Source organism: Pseudomonas baetica, from assembly GCF_002813455.1.
GTDB lineage: Bacteria > Pseudomonadota > Gammaproteobacteria > Pseudomonadales > Pseudomonadaceae > Aquipseudomonas > Aquipseudomonas baetica.
Genome location: NZ_PHHE01000001.1, coordinates 5531215 through 5549853, shown reverse-complemented (window position 1 = coordinate 5549853; position 18639 = coordinate 5531215). Strand labels below are relative to the sequence as shown.

At 58.5% G+C, this 18639-nt stretch carries 13 protein-coding genes and 1 pseudogene; 5 read left to right on the top strand and 9 right to left on the bottom strand.

The window, feature by feature from the left end; translation table 11 throughout:
- The first annotated feature begins 46 nt into the window (after positions 1 to 46).
- Both ATI02_RS25690 and ATI02_RS25685 read left to right on the top strand, forming a co-directional pair.
- The gene (locus ATI02_RS25690) at positions 47 to 787 is read left to right on the top strand and encodes a YciK family oxidoreductase (protein ID WP_085710824.1); all 741 of its coding nucleotides are present in this window, start codon (positions 47 to 49) and stop codon (positions 785 to 787) included.
- A gap of 361 nt (positions 788 to 1148) precedes the next feature.
- Complete coding sequence (locus ATI02_RS25685; RefSeq protein WP_095189234.1) at positions 1149 to 2075, top strand: GGDEF domain-containing protein; 927 nt, start codon at positions 1149 to 1151, stop codon at positions 2073 to 2075.
- Positions 2076 to 2211: 136 nt separating this feature from the next.
- Here the strand turns inward: ATI02_RS25685 and ATI02_RS25680 are convergent, their stop codons facing one another.
- Together ATI02_RS25680 and ATI02_RS25675 are read right to left on the bottom strand one after the other, a co-directional pair.
- Positions 2212 to 2973 (bottom strand): iron-containing redox enzyme family protein, encoded by a 762-nt coding sequence (locus ATI02_RS25680; protein ID WP_371857629.1) that lies wholly within the window; start codon positions 2971 to 2973, stop codon positions 2212 to 2214.
- 79 nt (positions 2974 to 3052) lie between these two features.
- Positions 3053 to 5512 carry an EAL domain-containing protein gene (locus ATI02_RS25675; RefSeq protein ID WP_100847726.1) on the bottom strand — a complete coding sequence of 820 codons (2460 nt, stop codon included), beginning with the start codon at positions 5510 to 5512 and terminating at the stop codon, positions 3053 to 3055.
- Positions 5513 to 5728: 216 nt separating this feature from the next.
- On the opposite strand from ATI02_RS25675, the gene ATI02_RS25670 reads away from it, so the two are divergent.
- A complete protein-coding gene (locus ATI02_RS25670; protein ID WP_100847725.1) occupies positions 5729 to 9850 on the top strand; it encodes a deaminase domain-containing protein in 4122 nt (1373 codons plus the stop codon).
- Between the two features lies 1 nt (position 9851).
- On the opposite strand, the gene ATI02_RS25665 is transcribed toward ATI02_RS25670, so the two are convergent.
- From ATI02_RS25665 to ATI02_RS25645, 5 genes are all read right to left on the bottom strand, one after another.
- On the bottom strand, positions 9852 to 11669 hold the full coding sequence (locus ATI02_RS25665; protein WP_100847724.1) for an ABC transporter ATP-binding protein: 1818 nt from the start codon (positions 11667 to 11669) through the stop codon (positions 9852 to 9854).
- Positions 11662 to 12264 carry a DsbA family protein gene (locus tag ATI02_RS25660; protein WP_170947248.1) on the bottom strand — a complete coding sequence of 201 codons (603 nt, stop codon included), beginning with the start codon at positions 12262 to 12264 and terminating at the stop codon, positions 11662 to 11664. The genes ATI02_RS25665 and ATI02_RS25660 overlap by 8 nt, the downstream gene beginning before the upstream one ends.
- A 35-nt stretch (positions 12265 to 12299) precedes the next feature.
- Positions 12300 to 13241, bottom strand: a complete 942-nt coding sequence (trhO, locus tag ATI02_RS25655; protein ID WP_095189240.1) for an oxygen-dependent tRNA uridine(34) hydroxylase TrhO — start codon at positions 13239 to 13241, stop codon at positions 12300 to 12302.
- Positions 13242 to 13393: 152 nt separating this feature from the next.
- On the bottom strand, positions 13394 to 13693 hold the full coding sequence (locus ATI02_RS25650; protein WP_064391455.1) for a BolA family protein: 300 nt from the start codon (positions 13691 to 13693) through the stop codon (positions 13394 to 13396).
- A gap of 12 nt (positions 13694 to 13705) precedes the next feature.
- Positions 13706 to 14227 carry a DUF2059 domain-containing protein gene (locus ATI02_RS25645; RefSeq protein WP_095189242.1) on the bottom strand — a complete coding sequence of 174 codons (522 nt, stop codon included), beginning with the start codon at positions 14225 to 14227 and terminating at the stop codon, positions 13706 to 13708.
- Between the two features lie 193 nt (positions 14228 to 14420).
- Between ATI02_RS25645 and ATI02_RS25640 the strand changes: the two genes are divergently transcribed.
- Positions 14421 to 15815, top strand: coding sequence for a class II fumarate hydratase (locus ATI02_RS25640; protein WP_100847723.1), 1395 nt, complete (start codon positions 14421 to 14423; stop codon positions 15813 to 15815).
- Between the two features lie 122 nt (positions 15816 to 15937).
- Here ATI02_RS25640 and ATI02_RS25635 read toward each other — a convergent pair whose 3' ends face one another.
- A complete protein-coding gene (locus ATI02_RS25635; RefSeq protein WP_100847722.1) occupies positions 15938 to 16897 on the bottom strand; it encodes a DMT family transporter in 960 nt (319 codons plus the stop codon).
- Between the two features lie 211 nt (positions 16898 to 17108).
- Here ATI02_RS25635 and ATI02_RS25630 point away from each other — a divergent pair.
- Positions 17109 to 17302, top strand: a pseudogene (locus ATI02_RS25630) (DUF6316 family protein).
- Positions 17303 to 17414: 112 nt separating this feature from the next.
- On the opposite strand, the gene ATI02_RS25625 reads toward ATI02_RS25630, so the two are convergent.
- Positions 17415 to 18599, bottom strand: coding sequence for a thiolase family protein (locus ATI02_RS25625; RefSeq protein WP_100847720.1), 1185 nt, complete (start codon positions 18597 to 18599; stop codon positions 17415 to 17417).
- Between the last annotated feature and the right edge of the window lie 40 nt (positions 18600 to 18639).

The window sequence follows — 18639 nt, the reverse complement described above, 5'->3', positions numbered from 1 at the left end:
CCGCGTTCGGACGATCTTTTAGCTATTAATGGATTGTGAGGTTTTTATGTTTGATTACTCCGCTCGTCCCGAATTGCTCAAGGATCGGGTCATTCTGGTCACCGGTGCCGGTCGTGGCATCGGTGCGGCCGCTGCAAAAACCTACGCCGCGCATGGCGCAACCGTGTTGCTGCTGGGCAAGACCGAAGCCAATCTGACGCAGGTCTATGACGAGATCGAAGCCGCGGGCCACCCGCAACCGGCAGTGATCCCGTTCAACCTCGAAACCGCCCTGCCCCATCAGTACGATGAACTGGCGGCGATGATCGAGAGCGAATTCGGCCACCTCGACGGTTTGCTGCACAACGCCTCGATCATTGGCCCGCGCACGCCGATCGAGCAGTTGTCCGGCGAAAACTTCATGCGCGTCATGCAGGTTAACGTCAACGCCATGTTCATGCTGACCAGCACGTTGTTGCCGCTGCTCAAGCTGTCTCAGGATGCTTCGGTGGTGTTCACCTCCAGCAGCGTCGGACGCAAAGGGCGCGCTTACTGGGGCGCTTACGGCGTGTCGAAGTTTGCCACCGAGGGCCTGATGCAAACGTTGGCCGACGAAGTCGACGGCGTCGCGCCTGTGCGTTCCAACAGCATCAACCCCGGCGGTACACGCACCAGCATGCGCGCGCAGGCTTATCCGGGGGAAAACCCGCTGAACAATCCGACCCCGGAAGAGATCATGCCGGTCTACCTGTACCTGATGGGCCCGGACAGCACGGGCATCAACGGCCAGGCGTTCAACGCCCAGTAGTGCCATACGTCGCATTTGTTGCCGTGACGGATTCCCGTCGCGGCATGCATTTGCCGCTCATGACCGTCACAATCGAGTCAAATATCCAACACCCCTCCCCGCGCCTTATTTCCAAGCCGTTGATTTTTATGGCTTTAAATAAAAACGAACCGAATGGCACGACTTTCGCTCTAAATTTCCTCAAAGCATGCCGTGTGAAGGCAATGGGGCCAGGCCTGATTCGATAGCTGACTAATCGTCATCAGGCAGACTAAACTTACGCCAAACGTCCTACGGGACTGATGGATCAGTATGACGCGCAGCCCATAGCCGCTCTCACCCAGCCTGTAAGACAGACTTACTGCTTAGGGGCTCACGCCATATGAAATCACCTTCCCAGACCAATGCAATTGACTTTGACAGTGCCAAATTGCAACGCCTGGGCTTTGGTCAGTTGCCTCCGCTCCTGGAACGCCCGACCAGTCTGGCGCAATTACGCCAGCAACTGAGCCTGCAACTGCAAACCAGTCTTGAGCCGCAACGAATCCTCGGTCTGTTTTTCCGCGAAGTTCAGCGTCTTGTGCCGCTGGATGCCTTGAGCTATCTGCATCAGGGCAGCGATCTGCGCCTGGAGTTCGGCGCTCGCGGTCACCATTCGGTCAGCTACACCCTCAGCCATGAAGGCGAACACATGGGCGAACTGGTGTTTCGCCGCAATCTGCGTTTTAGCGAGCAGGATCAGGGCAACCTCGAATCCCTGCTGTCATCGTTGCTGTACCCGATGCGCAACGCCCTGCTCTATCGCGCCGCAACACAAAGCGCGCTGCGCGACCCGTTGACCGGTGCCGGCAATCGAATCGCGATGGAGCAGACACTGCAACGCGAAATTGAGATGTCACGCCGGCATCTGCAACCGTTGTCGGTGCTGATGCTCGATATCGACCACTTCAAACGGGTCAACGACAGTCACGGTCACAGTGCCGGCGATGATGTGCTCAAAGCCGTGGCAGCGTCGATCAAGGGGCAATTGCGCAACGTCGATATGGTCTTTCGCTATGGCGGCGAAGAGTTTCTGATTCTGCTGTCCAATACCAGCCGTGAAGCCGCGGCAATGGTTGGCGAGCGGCTGCGCTATGCGGCGCAGGCGGCGGAATATTATGCCGATGGCCAGTTGATCGAGCTGACGGTCAGCCTGGGGTGCTCGACCCTGCTTCCTGGGGAATCGGCAGAAAGCCTGTTGCGTCGCGCCGACAGCGCGTTGTACGTGGCCAAGCGTGAGGGGCGGAACCGGTTGGCGATGGCCGGCTGATCCCTTCCCGCCTTCTACAAAACCGTGTGGGAGCGAGCCTGCTCGCGAAAGCGGTGTGTCAGTCGATCAACGACTGACTGACACACCCTCTCGCGAGCAGGCTCGCTCCCACTTTGGTTTACGACTAGCCGAAAGATCAGCTTTCGACTACGACTCTGCGCTCACGATTGACCAACAAGCGCTCGGACGTCTCAAGCTGCATGCAGCGCTCCAGGAACAGATACATGTAGTCGTAGCTCTTGCAGATTGCCTGACGCAGTTCGGCCTGTAGGGCCTTGCTCGGGTTCATGCCGGCCAGGGTGCAGATAATCTCCAGCGCTTCCCACGGATGCGCATCGTCGTATTGCGCATGCATCTTCAGCCACTTCATCGCCCGCTTGCGATCTTCTTCGGGGAACGCTGCGGCATACACGCCCGTGGAACAGACAAGCGCCGACCATTCCCCGGTCGCGCCCTCGATCGCATAGTTGGTTGCCGCAATCGCCACGATCAGCGAATCCGCAGAACTGGTATGCCAGCACCAATGACTCAAGGCGTGCAACTCCGGCGGCACTTGCTGGGCCTGGAGATCTTCCAGACTTACACCGTGCGCGCGACTCCAATGCACCCAGTAATCGGCGTGATTGAGTTCAACGCGAATGTTGCGCATCAGCCAGCGCCGCGCCATGTCTTCACCGGGGTGGCGGGCGAATTTGGTTTTGGTCAGGTTCTGCGCCATATACAACGCAAACTGCTCGACCACCGGCCAGCCCCCGATCAGGTACTGACGCATGGTCTTGGCGCTGAGCTTGTTATCACGCATGCGCAAGTAAAGTTCATGTTCGACAACCCGGCGCTTGCTCGCGCTGCAATCCTGAAGCAGCTGTTGTGCCCAGCCAGGATAACTTGCAGCTTCCATGAGGGGTCCGGTTCGGTTGAATGTGTCGATCACTGTTCGGCTCCTTTTGATTTGTGATTGTAAGGATCGGCAAGAGACTTCAACGGAACGTGCCAGGCGCTTTGAATAACAGCGGTTGCGGTCTGGCGGGCCGACTTTGCAAACTGGCACAGGTAAACAACTGCGGGCGTTCTATGACATAACCCTGAGCATAATCCACGCCGATTTCAAGCAATGCCTGCTCGATCTGCGGTGTTTCAACAAACTCGGCAATTGTTTGCTTACCCATGACATGCCCGATGTGATTGATCACTTCGACCATTGCGCGGTTAATCGGGTCGTCCAGCATATCCTTTACGAAACTCCCGTCGATCTTCAGGAAGTCTACAGGTAAATGTTTCAGATAAGCGAATGAAGACATTCCGGCACAAAAGTCATCTAACGAAAAGTAGCAACCCAAGCCTTTGAGTTCATTGATAAATCTAATAGCGCTGCCTAAATTTGAAATTGCACTGGTTTCTGTAATTTCAAAACAAATCATTTCAGGCGGTATCGCATAGTTAACAAACTGTTCTTGTAGGAAGTGTAAGAAAGCGTCATCTCCGATAGTAATGCCTGAAAGATTAATCGCACACATCGCCAAGGGTGTTTGATGTTCTTTGTTAATACATTGGGCAATAACCTTAAATACGTTCTGCACTACCCAGCGATCCAACTGACTCATCAAACCATAGCGCTCGGCGGCCGGGATAAAGCTGTCAGGCAAAATCATCCGGCCGGCTTCATCGTGCAGGCGCAGCAGAATTTCAATGTGCCCACCCGTTTTGTCATCGGGTTTGAGCGGCGCAATTTCCTGGGCGTACAGGCAAAAACGGTCCTCCTCCAGCGCCATGTGCAAGCGTTGCACCCAGGCCATTTCGCCGAAGCGCAGGGACAACTCGGAATCGTCGGCATGGTAGACCTGCACCCGATTACGGCCCTTTTCCTTGGCCATGTAGCAAGCCATGTCGGCAGCGCGCAGCGAGGCTTCGAGGGTGGTCGGGGTTTGCGCGATATGCACCAGACCGATACTCACGGTGGTCTGGAAGGGCCGCCCCTTCCAGACAAAGTGCAGGTTTTGAATAGTCTGACGCAGGCTCTCGGCAATCTTCTCGGCCGCGTCCGGCGCGCAGTTCTCCAACAAAATGCCGAACTCGTCACCGCCCAGGCGAGCGAGGGTGTCGCCCTCGCGCAAGCCGGACTGCAGCAGCGTGCAGATGTGCCGCAACAGCTCGTCCCCAGCGGCATGGCCACAAGTATCGTTGACCAATTTGAATTGATCGAGATCGAGAAACATCAGCGCATGGCGCCCGGCCTGGCGCGTGAGGTTGTGCAGCGCCTGCTCAAGGCGATACTCGAATTCACGCCGGTTGGCCAACCCGGTCAGCGCATCGTGGGTCGCCTGCCAGGACAGATTGGCGATGTACTGGCGCTCCTGCGTCATGTCGTGCAACACCAGCACGGTGCCACTGACCTTGCCGGCGTTACGGATCGGCGCGCCGACCAGCGTCACCGAAACCGTACTGCCATCCAGGCGCTGGATCAGTCTGGAATGTTCGCTGCCACCACTGAGCTGACCGCTGAGAATGTGCTCGATCAACGTCAGCCCTTCGGCCTGAGCGTTGTCGTCGAGCAGGTTAAACAAGGCCGCCAGCGGCAGCCCGGCCGCCTGCTCGGCTTTCCAGTGGGTCAAGGCTTCGGCGGCAGGGTTCATATAGTCGATGGCACCGCTCACATCGGTGGTGATGACCCCGTCGCCAATCGATTGCAGAGTGATATGCGCCCGATCCTTCTCCAACTGCAGCGCCTCGGCGAACGCATGCCGTTGCTTGAGCAGTTTGTGGGTGCGCAACAGCGCCAGCACGATCAGCCCCAGCGCGGTGGCCAGATTGGTCACCAGCAGCAGGCGCAGGATCATCCGCGAACCTTCGCCCAAAGCATCACTGAACGCTTTCGCCGCCGGAGTCACACCGTCGTTGATCGCGAAAATCTGCGCTTTCCAGCGGTGGATATCGGCATCACTGGCCGCGTTCGCGACGATATGCTGGTGCATTTCGCGCGCCAAGCTGTCGAGCTCCACGAGGTAAGCGTCGCCCACCGTCCAGCGGTCGATGGCGGTTTCGAGGTAACTGAAATGACGGAAATTGAGGTAAAGCCAGATCACGCTGGAGACATCGTCCGGGTGATTGCCGCCCTTGAGAATGCCCTCGCGCGCTGACTGCAGGTCCGGCGGCTGGCGATCCAGAGCCACCCGCAGCTGATGCCCGCCCTGAGGCACGGCAATCGCATTCTGGTACTTGAGGAAAATCGCCTCGTCACGGCTGTCGGCGTACAGGTTCAGATAATAGATGGCGTCTTTCTGGCCCTTGGACCACAGACTCTCACCCGCGACATAACCGCGAACGGCCGACAGGACGTAGAGACTCACACCCCCCAATAACGCCTGAAACAACACAACGGCAATGAATGGCCAGACGATGCCCAACAGCCGTGGCGTTCCGAGAGTCCGCTTTTGCTTCATGGGGTTCCTTGCATGGTCACTGCCTGATCATTCTTCCCTATCAGACCATCCCCCCAAGACTAGGAGGCGATCCCGATTAGAGCAAGCCGCAGATTCGCCTCAATACAGCACAGGCCGGGGGCATACATATATACCGCCAGCGGTGGTTTCAACACCGATTTACTGAGCATTCCGACTCCCCGAACCCATTTGGGGACTCTTACGAAGGAGTGCGATATGACCGATACACCTATAACGTTATCCGACACACCGGTCATCGCCGAGTTTCGCGCCACCCAGGCGCTCGGACTTGACGACAGCCCGAACATCGAAGAATTCGTCCAGCCTCCTAACGCTCAGGATCGAAGGCGATTCAAAGCATTGCAACGCAAAACGCCCGATCTTGTGCAAAACCTCACTGTCGACGACCTCAAGCGCAAACGCATCCATTGGCAAATCATCGAAACCGTACGTACCTTTCTGGCTGGCAAACCTTCATTGATCGGCCATCTCGGCGCTTCGGTGCTCGCCTCTGCCTCGGCGGATGAACTGCGTGCGACGCCTTCCGTATTCCTGCAGAAGGTACTGAGTGCGGCCAGTACCGAGGACCTGACAGAGCGCCTGCTGAAAACCCTCAAGTGGTACGGCGCGCGCGTCGGCGAGAAAGCACCGGCATCGGTACGCCATCAACTGGCATGCAAAGCGATCTGCCTTTATTTGCACGCCCCCTCGGCGGATGAGCCACAGGAAGTCGCCGGATTCCGCTGGGACGACCCGGCCCACTGGGGCAAAAGCTACCAGACGCTACGCGCCGATTTTGAACAACACCTGCTGGACACCCAAAGGGTTGCCAACCGCAAAGAAGCAATCCTGCTCGCCCGAGTCTACGAAACCCGCCTTTCCAAAGACTTCGCCGTGCGCGACATACCGGCCGAGCTGCCCTACAAAAGTTCGCTCGTGTGGGTGAACTTCATGCACGGCGTGCTCTTGGCGGATGAGCCCGACGAGGATCGATCGCAACCGCTGTCCTTTCAGCAATTGGTCGATCTGCCGCTCAAACGCAGTACCGATGCATCACCCGAACAACTGCAAGACATTGCTCGACTGCGCTTGATACCGGCACTGGAGTGGGCGATCTGCAAAGGTATCGTTCAATCACGCCCCACATTCGATTACGACCAGAATGATATGCAGGTGGCGATCACCGCGCTGGACAGTCACAACGAACGCCTGACGCAGGCGGTGCTCGCACTGACACTACCGTGCCCTGACAGAATGAACATGGCCAAAGAGGCTAAAGATCGTCTGTTCGGTGCGGCAGCCTTCGAATCGGACGGGCGCAAATTACTGGCTGACGAGCACGACAGCAATCGGTTCATGGACAGCCCCTCATTCAAAGTGCCGGGGCACGCCTTCCTCGATGTGTATGCCGACGGGCAGTTCGACAGTGGAAAAAAATGGTTTGTCACCGCTGCCGATGGCAAGACACGCACCGACCACTGGATCAGCGTCGACCACCAGCGCGGCGTTCAGTCGCAGCGCAAGGACCTATCAGGCGTTTACCGGCAGCAGTTTTTTTACGGCAGGCAAAACACGTTGCCGGAAATCAACAATCAGTTTGAAAGCGACTTCAAAAAACACCTTTCAAGTATCCGCAACGCCTATAAAACCCTGATTAGCAGCCTGCTAAACTCACTGCCACTGGCCGACCGTCAGGCGCTGGAGCAGGGCAAAGTGCGCGTACTGAGCCTGCTTTCGAAGAAATCCAAAGACAAGGAGCAGGTCCGGGCAAGGAAAGGTTTTGTGCTACAGGTTATTCAGGGTGAGAAAATCACCTACTACGAACTCATCCCCAGCGCTGGTTTCATTCGTTGCCGACCCACCTTGCGGGTGACCCATACATCCTACGGTGTAGTCGAGGATATTGCGTTTCACACGCCTGTTCCGGGGCAATCAACTGCGCTTGATCTCAGCATGTCGTTGCGGCTGGACTGGTCCGCGCACCTGGATGGAAAGCCACCTGTCGAAGGCGCGTATTGCGTAGCGATCCTGTCCAGCCTAGGCGAAGTACCTGACGCCGCGCCTGCGCAACCTGAAGTAACGCCCCCACTGCCGCGACTCGACACCGTGGCCGACTACATCGCGTCGAATTTCCTCTACGTAGACGAAAAGGCATTACATGCCCGCGCTCGCGGCATAACCACATTTGACACCCTGCGCGACCGACCAGAGCCGATTGTGCTTCTTAAAGAGTTGGCCATGGAGCGGGTCAAACAAACAGTGCCGTTCTGGAGCAACATAGAGGACATCGCATCGGGCGATACTTTCAGGATAATCAGGGGCAGCATCGGGCTGGGTCTGGAAGTCGTTGGCTTCGTGTTACCCATCGGCAAATTCCTCTCAGGGTGCGTGCGTTTGATCAGGGTGGCCACCGGAGCCTCGCACCTTGCACTCAAAGCCAGCCTGCCTGCGTTTTCAAAGCTGGCGAGTAACCTGCTGATCAGCTCGTTGAAAAATCTCAACCCACTGGGCGGCGTCCGGCCGTTGCTGAAGATGTTGGGCAATGGCGCCTGGAAGGGCCTGAAAATCACTAGCCAGCTGGGTATTCGCCCATTCAGAAAACTGGCACACACCGACAGTTACCGGCTCAATCACAACCTGCCCCAGGCCGTCGATCCCGGGCGCTGGCGGCCGCTGACCCCAGGTGATCAACTGGCAACGATCAACGGCATCGACGATGTGCTGGTGCGCAATACCAGCACTGTGGACCTTCAGCGCTTTCACTTGGTGGATCCTGTAACGTCTCTACCCTACGGCCCCCGCCTGAGCCGCCACGGCAAAAACTTTGTGCAAGGCCGGTCAACCTTCAAGACCCAGCCTCTTGACCAGTCCCGCGTGGTGACAGAGGTTCCAGAACACGCCCGTATTCACGACCTGCTTGAAGTCGATGGCAGCACCACAATGCTGATTGATGGCACGCCCTATCGACTGGATGGCAATCAACTGCGCCGCGCCGACATGATCAATGATCAGGCACGGTTCAAAGCCCTGCCGTGCCGGGTGCGCCGTGCTCCGGACGCCGTTTGCAAAACCGTTTATGTCACCCGAGATCCGGCCCCACTGCCAGAAAACCCTATCGATGAAACAAAAGGCTGGGCCCCCTGGTTTGGTGACATTATTTATAGCCCGGCCATCCGCAAACAACCGTTGTGGACAAGCGCCATCAAACGCTACAAGTCGCTCGATGCCTCACTGCAATTACAACAAGGCATTTTTGCTCGAATCAAGGTCAACCTGCCCTACGAACAGGGGGGTAAGTTCGATACCCTGGAAGTGGGTGCGATCCTCGTGACGGCGAAAGACAACTCAAAACACTATGTCTTTACCCGACTGAGCGATGGCGACTTTTATATCAACGAACGCCTTGCAGTTGCTATTCCCGATAGCTTTACATTGAACAGGGCTGTCAGCTCAGACTTGGTAGAGGAGTTGAAGACGGTTTATACCGGATCGCTCAATGCCAATAACATCGCCCGCATCCACGGGGTTGAACAAATCGAACACGCGTTGAAAACCATGGATGAAATAGCCATTCCCATCGGCGACCATATCACACCGCCGGATACACTCAAACTGCTCAAGGTCGACACCAGTCCGGCAGAAGCGGTGATGTTCGATCATTCCACACGCATGATTGTCAGCAAACTTGAGACCGGAGCAGCGTCCTGGTCCCGCAGCAAGGACGCTCCAGAAGCCTTGCGCAAGAAAACCGCAGAAATCTTCGATACCTTATTCTCCGAGAAAGTCGTCAACGTGACGGCGAACAGTGATCTGAAAATCAATCAGTCGATGCTAAAACTTCAACGACTGCTGCCGCGGAAATTTCAAACCGAAAACCCCAGAAATATCGCCTGTGCCGACATTGTGACCTCGACCGGCAAGCGCGAGGTTTATGTCAGTGTTTCAGGCGGGCAAGGGCTGACCGGGAAATTGCCCTTGTTCGAACCATTGGGCCGTTCGGACAGCATCAACGTCAACGACATCACGTACTTCAACGTCGATGCCGGCCAGACATTCGCCAGGACGTCGCTAAACGTCTCGCCTGACGGAAAGCTTCTGGCCATCCCGCATACGATAAAGGACGTCAATGCCTATACCGCGAAACTCACCAGCCGACCGACTTCACTGGACAGCGAAGCCAAGCTGATCAGCGTGCTCCGGCAAAAGTACCCGGACAACAAGATGATCAAGTCGATTGACGTGGCCACTACCCTGTCGCCGTGCAACAGCTGCGCGGTAGTTCTCAAAGAATTTGCTTATGACGGAGCAGTGGATGGGTTGAAGGTGTTGTGGGGATGACTTACATCCGCTGCAAATGCCCATAAAGCTTGGCGTACAAGCCGCCATCGGCGATCAGTTGCTGGTGACCGCCATCCTCGGCCACTTGCCCGCCATCGAATACCAGCACCCGGTCCGCCTGCTTCACCGCTGACAAACGGTGAGCAATGATCAGCGTGGTACGGCCACTCAAGAACCGCGCCATCGCTTGATGCAGGTTGTATTCAGTGGCGGCATCGAGGGCCGAGGTGGCTTCATCGAGGATCACCACTTTCGGTTCGGCGAGGATCATCCGCGCAATTGCCAGCCGTTGGCGCTGGCCGCCAGACAGACGCACGCCGGAACGCCCGACGATGCTGTCCAGGCCTTGCGGCAACGCACGGATGGTGGCGTCGAGCTGGGCGATTTCCAGTGCCTGCCAACAAGCTTCGTCACTGCGGGTGCGGCCCATGGTCAGGTTGGCGCGCACGGTGTCGTTGAACAGCGCGGGATGCTGCAGCACCACGGCAACGTTCTCGCGAATCGTCTCCAGGCCGATTTCCTCTTGGGTCGAACCCCCAAAGCGGATGGTCCCGGCCAACGGCGTATACAGGCCCAGCAGCAATTGCACCAAGGTACTTTTGCCGCCGCCACTGGCACCGACGATGGCAACTTTTTCGCCGGGAGCAATGGACAGCTTCAGTTGATCCAGCACCAGTTCATCGCCATAACCGAAGCACAGGCCTTGCACCTCGATGCCCACGGTTTCGCGGCCCTTGAACGGATCGACACCGCCCGGATACTGCGGCTCATCGGCCCGCGCCAGCAATTCGTTGATCCGCGCCAATGCGCCCCCCGCCGCGTAGTAGGCGTATTGCAGATTGAGCAATTGTTCCACCGGGCCGATCATGAACCACAGGTAACTGAACACCGCGAGCATCTGGCCGATCGACAGGTCGGAGAACAGCACGGTGAGCATTGCCGCCGCGCGGAAGATGTCGATGCCGAACTGAAAAAGCAAGCCACTGGCGCGATTGGAGGCGTCGGTTTTCCACTGCGAATTGACCGCGTAGTTACGCACTTCCTGCGCGCGCAAACCGAGCCTGCCGAGGAAATAACCCTGACGGTTGCCCGCGCGCACTTCCTGAATCGAATCGAGCGTTTCGCTCAATGCCTGAGTGAAGCGCGCCGTGCTGTCGTTCTCCAGCTTCTTCAGGTGTTTGACGCGTTTGCCCAACTGCACCGTGGCGTAGATCACCAGCGGATTGAACAACAGGATCAGCAGCGCCAGTTTCCAGTGCATCCACATCAGGATGCTCGCGGTGCCGACCAGTGTCAGCATCGCCACCAGAAACCGGCTGAGGGTTTCACCGACGAATTTGTCGAGGGTGTCCAGATCCGTGACCAGATGCGTGGTGACCGTGCCGCTGCCCAGACTTTCGTATTCAGCGAGGGAAATCCGTTTCAGGCGCTCGATCAGGCGCACCCGAATGCGATAGACGATGTCCTTGGCCAGCCGCGCAAACAGCCGCGACTGCAACACTCCAAAACACAATGAACTGCAACGCAGGGTCAACGTCACCAGCAGCATCAGGCCGATATAACCCGCTGCTTGCTGCCACATCGTCGGCAACACATGGTTCATGATTTTCAGCGCCGCATCGCCATGGCCGAGCAGGACTTCGTCCACCAGCAATGGCAGCAACAACGGAATCGGCACACTGCACAGCGTCGCCAGCACGGCCACGCCGTTGGCGATCCACAGGGATTTTTTGTGATGCAGTGCCAGACGCCGGACTTCTGCCCAGCTCAGCCGGTCGACGCGCTTGACGGCTGGCGTGTCATCGGCCGGGTCAGACACAGGCCGCGCGCTCCAGCCATCGGCCGAGCAATGGCGACAGTTCGCTGAGCGGCTGATAGCCGTTGGTCAAGAGCGCAAGTTGGCCATTGCGTTCGGCGAGCAAGGTCGGGAAACCGGCGATGCCGAGGTCCTGCACCCAGCTGAAATCGGCCTGAGTGGCTTTGTGTTGATCAGCATGATCGAACAACGCGGCAAATTCGATGCGCGGTACACCCGCCTGTTCTGCCAGCTCGACCAACACGCTGGCCTGGGTGACATCGCGACCTTCAGCGTAAAACGCCTGCTGGATCAGCCCGACCAGTTTCCACGCGCAATCCGGCGCCAGGCTGCGCGCGGTGACAATCGCGCGGCAGGCAGGCTCGGTGTCATAGACGAAACCGTCAGGCAACGCCCCCTCAAACTTGAACGCTTGGCCTGTGGCCTCGGTGACCGCTTGCCAGTGTTCGAGAATGTAACGTCGAGTGGTCGGCTCCAGCGAAGCGCCGCTGCCGGTGCGCAAGCCGCCGACCACCAGATGCAGCTCGACCCCGGCTGCTTGCGCCTGCTCAACCAGTGCCTTGGCCACCGGAGCAAACCCCCAGCACCAGGAACACATCGGATCCATCACATAGAGCAGGCGCGCAGACATGGTTAAGCCTCGGAGGATGCTTGCTTGTAGTTGTAGCCGATCGGATGCGGCTGATTGCGCGCCTTGGCCAGTTCGATCTGCTTCTGCCGATCGATGGCGCTGCGGCGGGTTTTCTCGCTCAGCGTGTCCCAGCAGTGCGGGCAACTGACGCCAGCCACGTAATGCTCGGAGGTGCGATCTTCAACGCTGACCGGTGTGCGGCAGGCATGACATTGATCGTAGTCGCCTTCGCTGAGGTCGTGACGCACAGTCACACGGTTGTCGAACACAAAGCAGTCACCCTGCCACTTGGTTTCTTCCTGCGGCACCTCTTCGAGGTATTTCAGAATGCCGCCCTTGAGGTGGTAAACCTCTTCGAAACCCTCGCCCAGCATGTAGCTCGAGGCTTTCTCGCAACGAATGCCGCCGGTGCAGAACATCGCGACCTTCTTGTGCACGGCCGGATCGAAGTGCTCTTTGATGTAGTCGGGGAATTCGCGAAAACTGGTGGTTTTCGGATCGATGGCGCCTTCGAAGGTGCCGATCGACACTTCGTAATCGTTGCGCGTGTCGATCAACAACACTTCAGGGTCGCTGATCAACGCGTTCCAGTCTTGCGGATCAACGTAGGTGCCGACCTTTTTGTTCGGGTCGACGCCTTCGACACCGAGGGTGACGATCTCTTTCTTGAGTTTGACTTTGGTGCGGTAAAACGGCTGCTCGTCGCAGTACGACTCTTTGTGATCGATGTCGATCATGCGCGGATCGTTCTTGAGCCAGGCGAGCAGGCCATCGATGCCTTCGCGCGTGCCGGAAACCGTGCCGTTGATGCCTTCTTCTGCGATCAGCAGGGTGCCTTTGATGCCGTTGTCGACCATCGCTTGCAGCAGCGGCTCGCGCAGGTTGACGTAATCTTCGAGGGTGACGAACTTATACAGTGCCGCCACGACAATCGGTTGTGTCATGGGTATTTCTCCAGGTGGCTACCCTCGCAAAGGGTGAACCGGATACGAAAAAAAACGCGCCGGGTAAGCGGCGCGTTGCGGATTCTAGCAAAAAACATCACCCTCTGCGGCAGCCACCTGTAGGAGCTGCCGCAGGCTGCGATCTTTTGATCTTAATGTTTGCTACCGCCAGCACAGGTCGGCGACGCCGGAGCGGCGCCGATCTCTGCCCATTCCTGCGGGGTGTAGGTGTGCAGCGCCAACGCATGGAACTCGCCCATCAGCTCGCCGAGCGTGCCGTAGACTTTCTGGTGGCGCTTGACCCGGTTCAGGCCGTCGAACTGCGCGCTGACCACCACAGCCTTGTAGTGGGTCTGTAACCCGCGACTGTGCATGTGGCTTTCGTCCAGCACTTGCAGGTGTTCGGGCTGAAGCAGCGCCAGCGTCGATTCAATGCGTTGTTGCATGGTCATCACGAACTCCGCTTACGGCTTTTTCTTGGCCGGAGCAGCGCCTTTCGGGGCCAGCTCGTTGGTCATGTCTTCCAGCAGCTTGTTGACTACCGGTACCGCGCTTTCCAGTTTGGCCTGGGTCATCTGAGCCGATTGCTGAGTCAGCTGCGGCATTTTTTCCAGGACTTTCTTGCCCAGTGGCGACTTGTAGAAAGCGACCAGGTCTTTGAGCTCCGATTCGCTGAAGTTGCTGGTGTAGAGCTTGACCATGTCGGGCTTGAGCTTGTTCCAGCCGATGGCCTGATCCAGGGCGGCGTTGGCCTTGGCCTGGTAGGTTTCCAGCGTGGCTTTCTTGGATTCCGGGGCTTTGGTCTGCTCAAAACGCTGAGCAAACATTTGCTGCACTTGCATGTACACCGGAGTGCCCAGTTTGTCAGCGTGCGCCAGGGTCAGGAAAGCTTCGGCACTGGCATTGTGGCTGGCGGTATCGGCAAGCACCTGGCCGCTGGCGCAAACCAGTGCAACCGCGGTACAGATGGCACGAAGACGAGTCATCGAGTTTCCTTTTCTAGCTAACGAGGTAAAACCCCAAGGGCGACCATTCTGCGCCTAACAAACGCTATGGCTCAACCCCCGAGCCTTGCCGCGCTTGATTGGCGGGGTTTGACCGGTCAACAATCGGATTGATGGAACCACCTGGGCCAGACCTGGCCTAACCAGCGCAAACAGACCAACAGGAGTGTGCACGATGAGCCGTATCGAAACCGACAGCCTGGGCCAGATCGAAGTCCCGGACGACGCCTACTGGGGTGCTCAGACGCAACGCTCGCTGATCAACTTCGCCATTGGCCAGGAACGCATGCCGCTGCCGGTACTGCACGCCCTGGCCCTGATCAAGAAAGCCGCCGCCCGGGTCAACGACCGCAATGGCGACCTGCCCGCCGACATCGCCCGCCTGATCGAACAAGCTGCCGACGAAGTGCTCGACGGCCAGCACGATGACCAGTTCCCACTGGTGGTCTGGCAGACCGGCAGCGGCACCCAGAGCAACATGAACGTCAACGAAGTGATCGCCGGTCGCGCCAACGAACTGGCCGGCAACCCGCGCGGCGGCAAAACGCCGGTGCACCCGAACGATCATGTCAACCGCTCGCAGAGCTCCAACGACTGCTTCCCCACCGCCATGAGCATCGCCACGGTCAAAGCCGTGCAGGAACAACTGCTGCCGGCGATTGCCGAGCTGTCCGGCGGCCTGGCCGAACTCGCCGCGCGGCACATGAAACTGGTGAAAACCGGGCGCACGCACATGATGGACGCCACCCCGATCACCTTCGGTCAGGAGCTGTCCGGCTTCATCGCGCAGCTCGATTACGCCGAGCGAGCGATCCGTGCTGCACTGCCGGCGGTGTGTGAACTGGCGCAGGGCGGCACTGCGGTCGGTACCGGACTGAATTCACCGCATGGCTTCGGTGAGGCGATTGCGGCGGAACTGGCGGCGTTGTCCGGCCTGCCGTTTGTCACCGCGCCAAACAAGTTCGCCGCGCTGGCCGGGCATGAGCCGCTGACCAGTCTGTCCGGCGCCCTGAAGACCCTCGCCGTGGCATTGATGAAAATCGCCAACGACCTGCGTCTGCTGGGTTCTGGCCCGCGCGCAGGTTTTGCCGAAGTAAGACTGCCAGCCAACGAACCGGGCAGCTCGATCATGCCCGGCAAGGTCAACCCGACCCAGTGCGAAGCGCTGTCGATGCTCGCCTGCCAGGTGCTGGGCAACGACGTGGCAATCGGCATTGCCGCGAGCCAGGGTCACTTGCAGTTGAACGTCTATAAACCGGTGATCATCCACAACCTGCTGCAATCGATCCGCCTGCTCGGCGATGGCTGCAGCAACTTCCAGCAGCATTGCATTGCCGGTCTTGAGCCAGACGCCGAAGTCATGGCCAAACATCTGGAACGCGGGCTGATGCTGGTGACCGCGCTGAACCCGCACATCGGTTACGACAAGTCGGCGGAAATCGCCAAGAAGGCTTACAGCGAAGGGCTGACCTTGCGAGAAGCGGCGCTGCAGCTGGGGTATCTGACCGATGAACAGTTTGATGCGTGGGTGCGGCCGGAGAACATGATCGAGGCTGGCGCCAAGGGCTGAGGTTTGTAGCGACTGAAAGTCAGTCTTCGCGAGCAAGCCCGCTCCCACATTCGAATGCATTCCTCTCATGGGATTACGCTCAAATGTGGGAGCGGGCTTGCTCGCGAAGAACGATGACGCGGTTAACCTGCTGCCATACGCATGCGCCGCGCCTTCAACCCGGCAATCAACGACGGCCCCAACGCCACCAGCGCCGACCCCAGCACCACCAGCACCGCCCCGCCATAACCCAGGCCATTGATCTGCTCGGCATGCACATATTCCGGCCAGACCCCGGCGGCAATCACCACCGCGCCAAACGTCACCAGCGGCGTAATCGCCAGCGTCGCACTGACCCGCGATGCCTCCCAGTGCGCCAGCGCCTCGGCGAACGCACCATAAGCGATCAGGGTGTTCATGCAGCACGCCAACAGCAGCCAGCCCTGCAGCGGACTCAACTGCAACACTTCAAGCGGATGCACCCACGGCGTCAGCAACAACGCGCAGAACAGATAAATCACCATCATCACCTGCAACGAATTCCACACCGTCAGCAATTGCTTCTGCCCAAGCGCGTAAAACGTCCAGACCGTCGATGCCAACAACACCAGCAGCACGCCGGCGGTGTAATCCGAGAGCGAGGTCAGCAACTCCGCCAGCCGCTGATTGAAGAACAACACAAAACCGATCAACAACACCGCCAGCCCCATGCCCTGGCCGATGCTGAAGCGCTCCTTGAACACAAACAGACTGGCAATCAGCAACATGATCGGTCCCATCTGCACCACCAACTGCGCGGTGCCGGGGCTCAACAGGTTGAGCCCCATCAGATACAGCACGTAGTTCCCCACCAGCCCGAGCACCGCCATCAGCACCAGCCAGCCACCCTTGGGGCCGAGCACTTTGCGGCTCGGCAGGCGTTTGGTCGACGCCAGATAAATGAACAGGCAACCGCCGGACACCAGCAGGCGAAACCAGGTCACCGTGACCGGGTCCATCACCAGCAACACCTGTTTGAGTTTGATCGGCAGGATGCCCCACAGAAACGCCGTCAGCAGCGCCAGGAACAAGCCGTACACCCAGCGACCCGATGAAATATGCATGCGAACCCCGAAGCCTGCTGACAAGAGCGATCATTCTAGGCGCAGTGCAGGACGCGACACAGGGACAGTTCGGGACACGCCGTGAATGAAACTGTGCAGGTCGCAGCATTAAATTGACGATGCGCCGTTGATCGGCTGGGCAGGCATCCCAAGTGCTTCAGGCATAAGCTCATTGGATCCGTTTCAGCGCATCACAAAAAGGAGACCGACCATGTTAGGCATGCGCCGCCAGGATCCCGCCCCCGCCACGCACTTTCGCAGCGACCGGGTGTGCCGGGTCAATGGCGAACTGTTTTTCAGCACTCGGGAAAATACCCTTGAAGGGCCGTTTGACAGTCATGAGAAAGCCGAGCAGGAGATAAAGGCTTATATCGCGCGGATGCAGGTTTGGATTCCAACAGATAAACCGCGGTGCTTCCTTCGCGAGCAGGCTCGCTCCCACAGTTGAAATGCCTTCCAAATGCGGGAGCGAGCCTGCTCGCGAAAGCGCTAGAACGAACAACAAACTCTTTGGAGCCTAGCGTACCGCCTCAAACAACCCCGTCGCCCCCATCCCGCCGCCCACGCACATGGTGACGATGCCGTAACGCAGATTGCGCCGCTGCAACTCCCTCACCAGATGCCCGACCTGCCGTGACCCGGTCATGCCGAACGGGTGGCCAATGGAAATCGACCCGCCATTGACGTTGTATTTGTCATTGTCGATCTCCAGCCGATCCCGGGCGTACAGGCACTGCGAAGCGAACGCCTCGTTGAGTTCCCACAAATCGATATCCGCCACCTGCAAGCCCTTGGCCTTGAGCAGTTTCGGCACCGAGAACACCGGGCCGATGCCCATTTCGTCCGGCGCGCAACCGGCGACGGTGAAACCACGGAAAAACGCTTTCGGCTTGAGCCCCAGTTGCAGGGCTTTTTCCAGGCTCATGACCAGCGTCATCGACGCACCGTCGGACAGTTGCGACGAGTTGCCCGCCGTTACCGAACCGTCGTCGGCAAACACCGGCTTCAATCCGGCGAGGCTTTCGTAAGTGGTGTCCGGACGGTTGCAGTCGTCGCGCTCGACGATGCCATCGAGGATCTGCACTTCGCCGCTGTTCTTGTCCTCGACCCGGTACTTCACCGCCATCGGCACGATTTCGTCATCAAACAACCCGGCGGCCTGCGCCTGGGCGGTGCGCAACTGACTTTGCAGGGAATAACGGTCCTGCGCTTCACGGCTGACGCCATAACGTCGCGCGACCACTTCAGCGGTCTGGCCCATCGTGTAATAGATACCCGGGGTCTGCTGCTTGAGCAGCGGGTTGATCAGGTGATCGGTGTTGACGCTTTTCAGGGTCAGACTGATCGACTCGACGCCACCGGCGACGATGATGTCGCTGCACCCCGAGGCGATCTGGTTAGCGGCAATCGCAATCGCCTGCAAGCCCGAGGAACAGAAGCGGTTGAGGGTCATCCCTGCAACGCCAGTGCCCAGTTGCGAAAGCACTGCGACGTTACGGCCAATGTTGTAGCCCTGCGCGCCCTCGTTGGAGCCGGCACCGACGATGCAATCCTCGACGCTGGCCGGGTCGATGTCATTGCGCGACAGCAGCGCATTGACGCAATGCGCCGCCATGTCGTCGGGGCGGGTCTGGTTGAACTTGCCGCGAAAGGATTTGGCCAGGCCGGTCCGGACGCTGTCGACGATCACCACTTCACGCATGGCATACCTCATTGCTGTTGTCGGTTGAGAGTGGTTCGAG

Excerpts from the sequence above, each read along its gene's own strand:
- ATI02_RS25690 (WP_085710824.1), top strand. The coding sequence starts at position 47 with ATGTTTGATTACTCCGCTCGTCCCGAATTGCTCAAGGATCGGGTCATT.
- ATI02_RS25685 (WP_095189234.1), top strand. The coding sequence starts at position 1,149 with ATGAAATCACCTTCCCAGACCAATGCAATTGACTTTGACAGTGCCAAA.
- ATI02_RS25680 (WP_371857629.1), bottom strand. The coding sequence starts at position 2,973 with ATGGAAGCTGCAAGTTATCCTGGCTGGGCACAACAGCTGCTTCAGGAT.
- ATI02_RS25675 (WP_100847726.1), bottom strand. The coding sequence starts at position 5,512 with ATGAAGCAAAAGCGGACTCTCGGAACGCCACGGCTGTTGGGCATCGTC.
- ATI02_RS25670 (WP_100847725.1), top strand. The coding sequence starts at position 5,729 with ATGACCGATACACCTATAACGTTATCCGACACACCGGTCATCGCCGAG.
- ATI02_RS25660 (WP_170947248.1), bottom strand. The coding sequence starts at position 12,264 with ATGTGTTCCTGGTGCTGGGGGTTTGCTCCGGTGGCCAAGGCACTGGTT.
- trhO (WP_095189240.1), bottom strand. The coding sequence starts at position 13,241 with ATGACACAACCGATTGTCGTGGCGGCACTGTATAAGTTCGTCACCCTC.
- ATI02_RS25650 (WP_064391455.1), bottom strand. The coding sequence starts at position 13,693 with ATGACCATGCAACAACGCATTGAATCGACGCTGGCGCTGCTTCAGCCC.
- ATI02_RS25645 (WP_095189242.1), bottom strand. The coding sequence starts at position 14,227 with ATGACTCGTCTTCGTGCCATCTGTACCGCGGTTGCACTGGTTTGCGCC.
- ATI02_RS25640 (WP_100847723.1), top strand. The coding sequence starts at position 14,421 with ATGAGCCGTATCGAAACCGACAGCCTGGGCCAGATCGAAGTCCCGGAC.
- ATI02_RS25635 (WP_100847722.1), bottom strand. The coding sequence starts at position 16,897 with ATGCATATTTCATCGGGTCGCTGGGTGTACGGCTTGTTCCTGGCGCTG.
- ATI02_RS25625 (WP_100847720.1), bottom strand. The coding sequence starts at position 18,599 with ATGCGTGAAGTGGTGATCGTCGACAGCGTCCGGACCGGCCTGGCCAAA.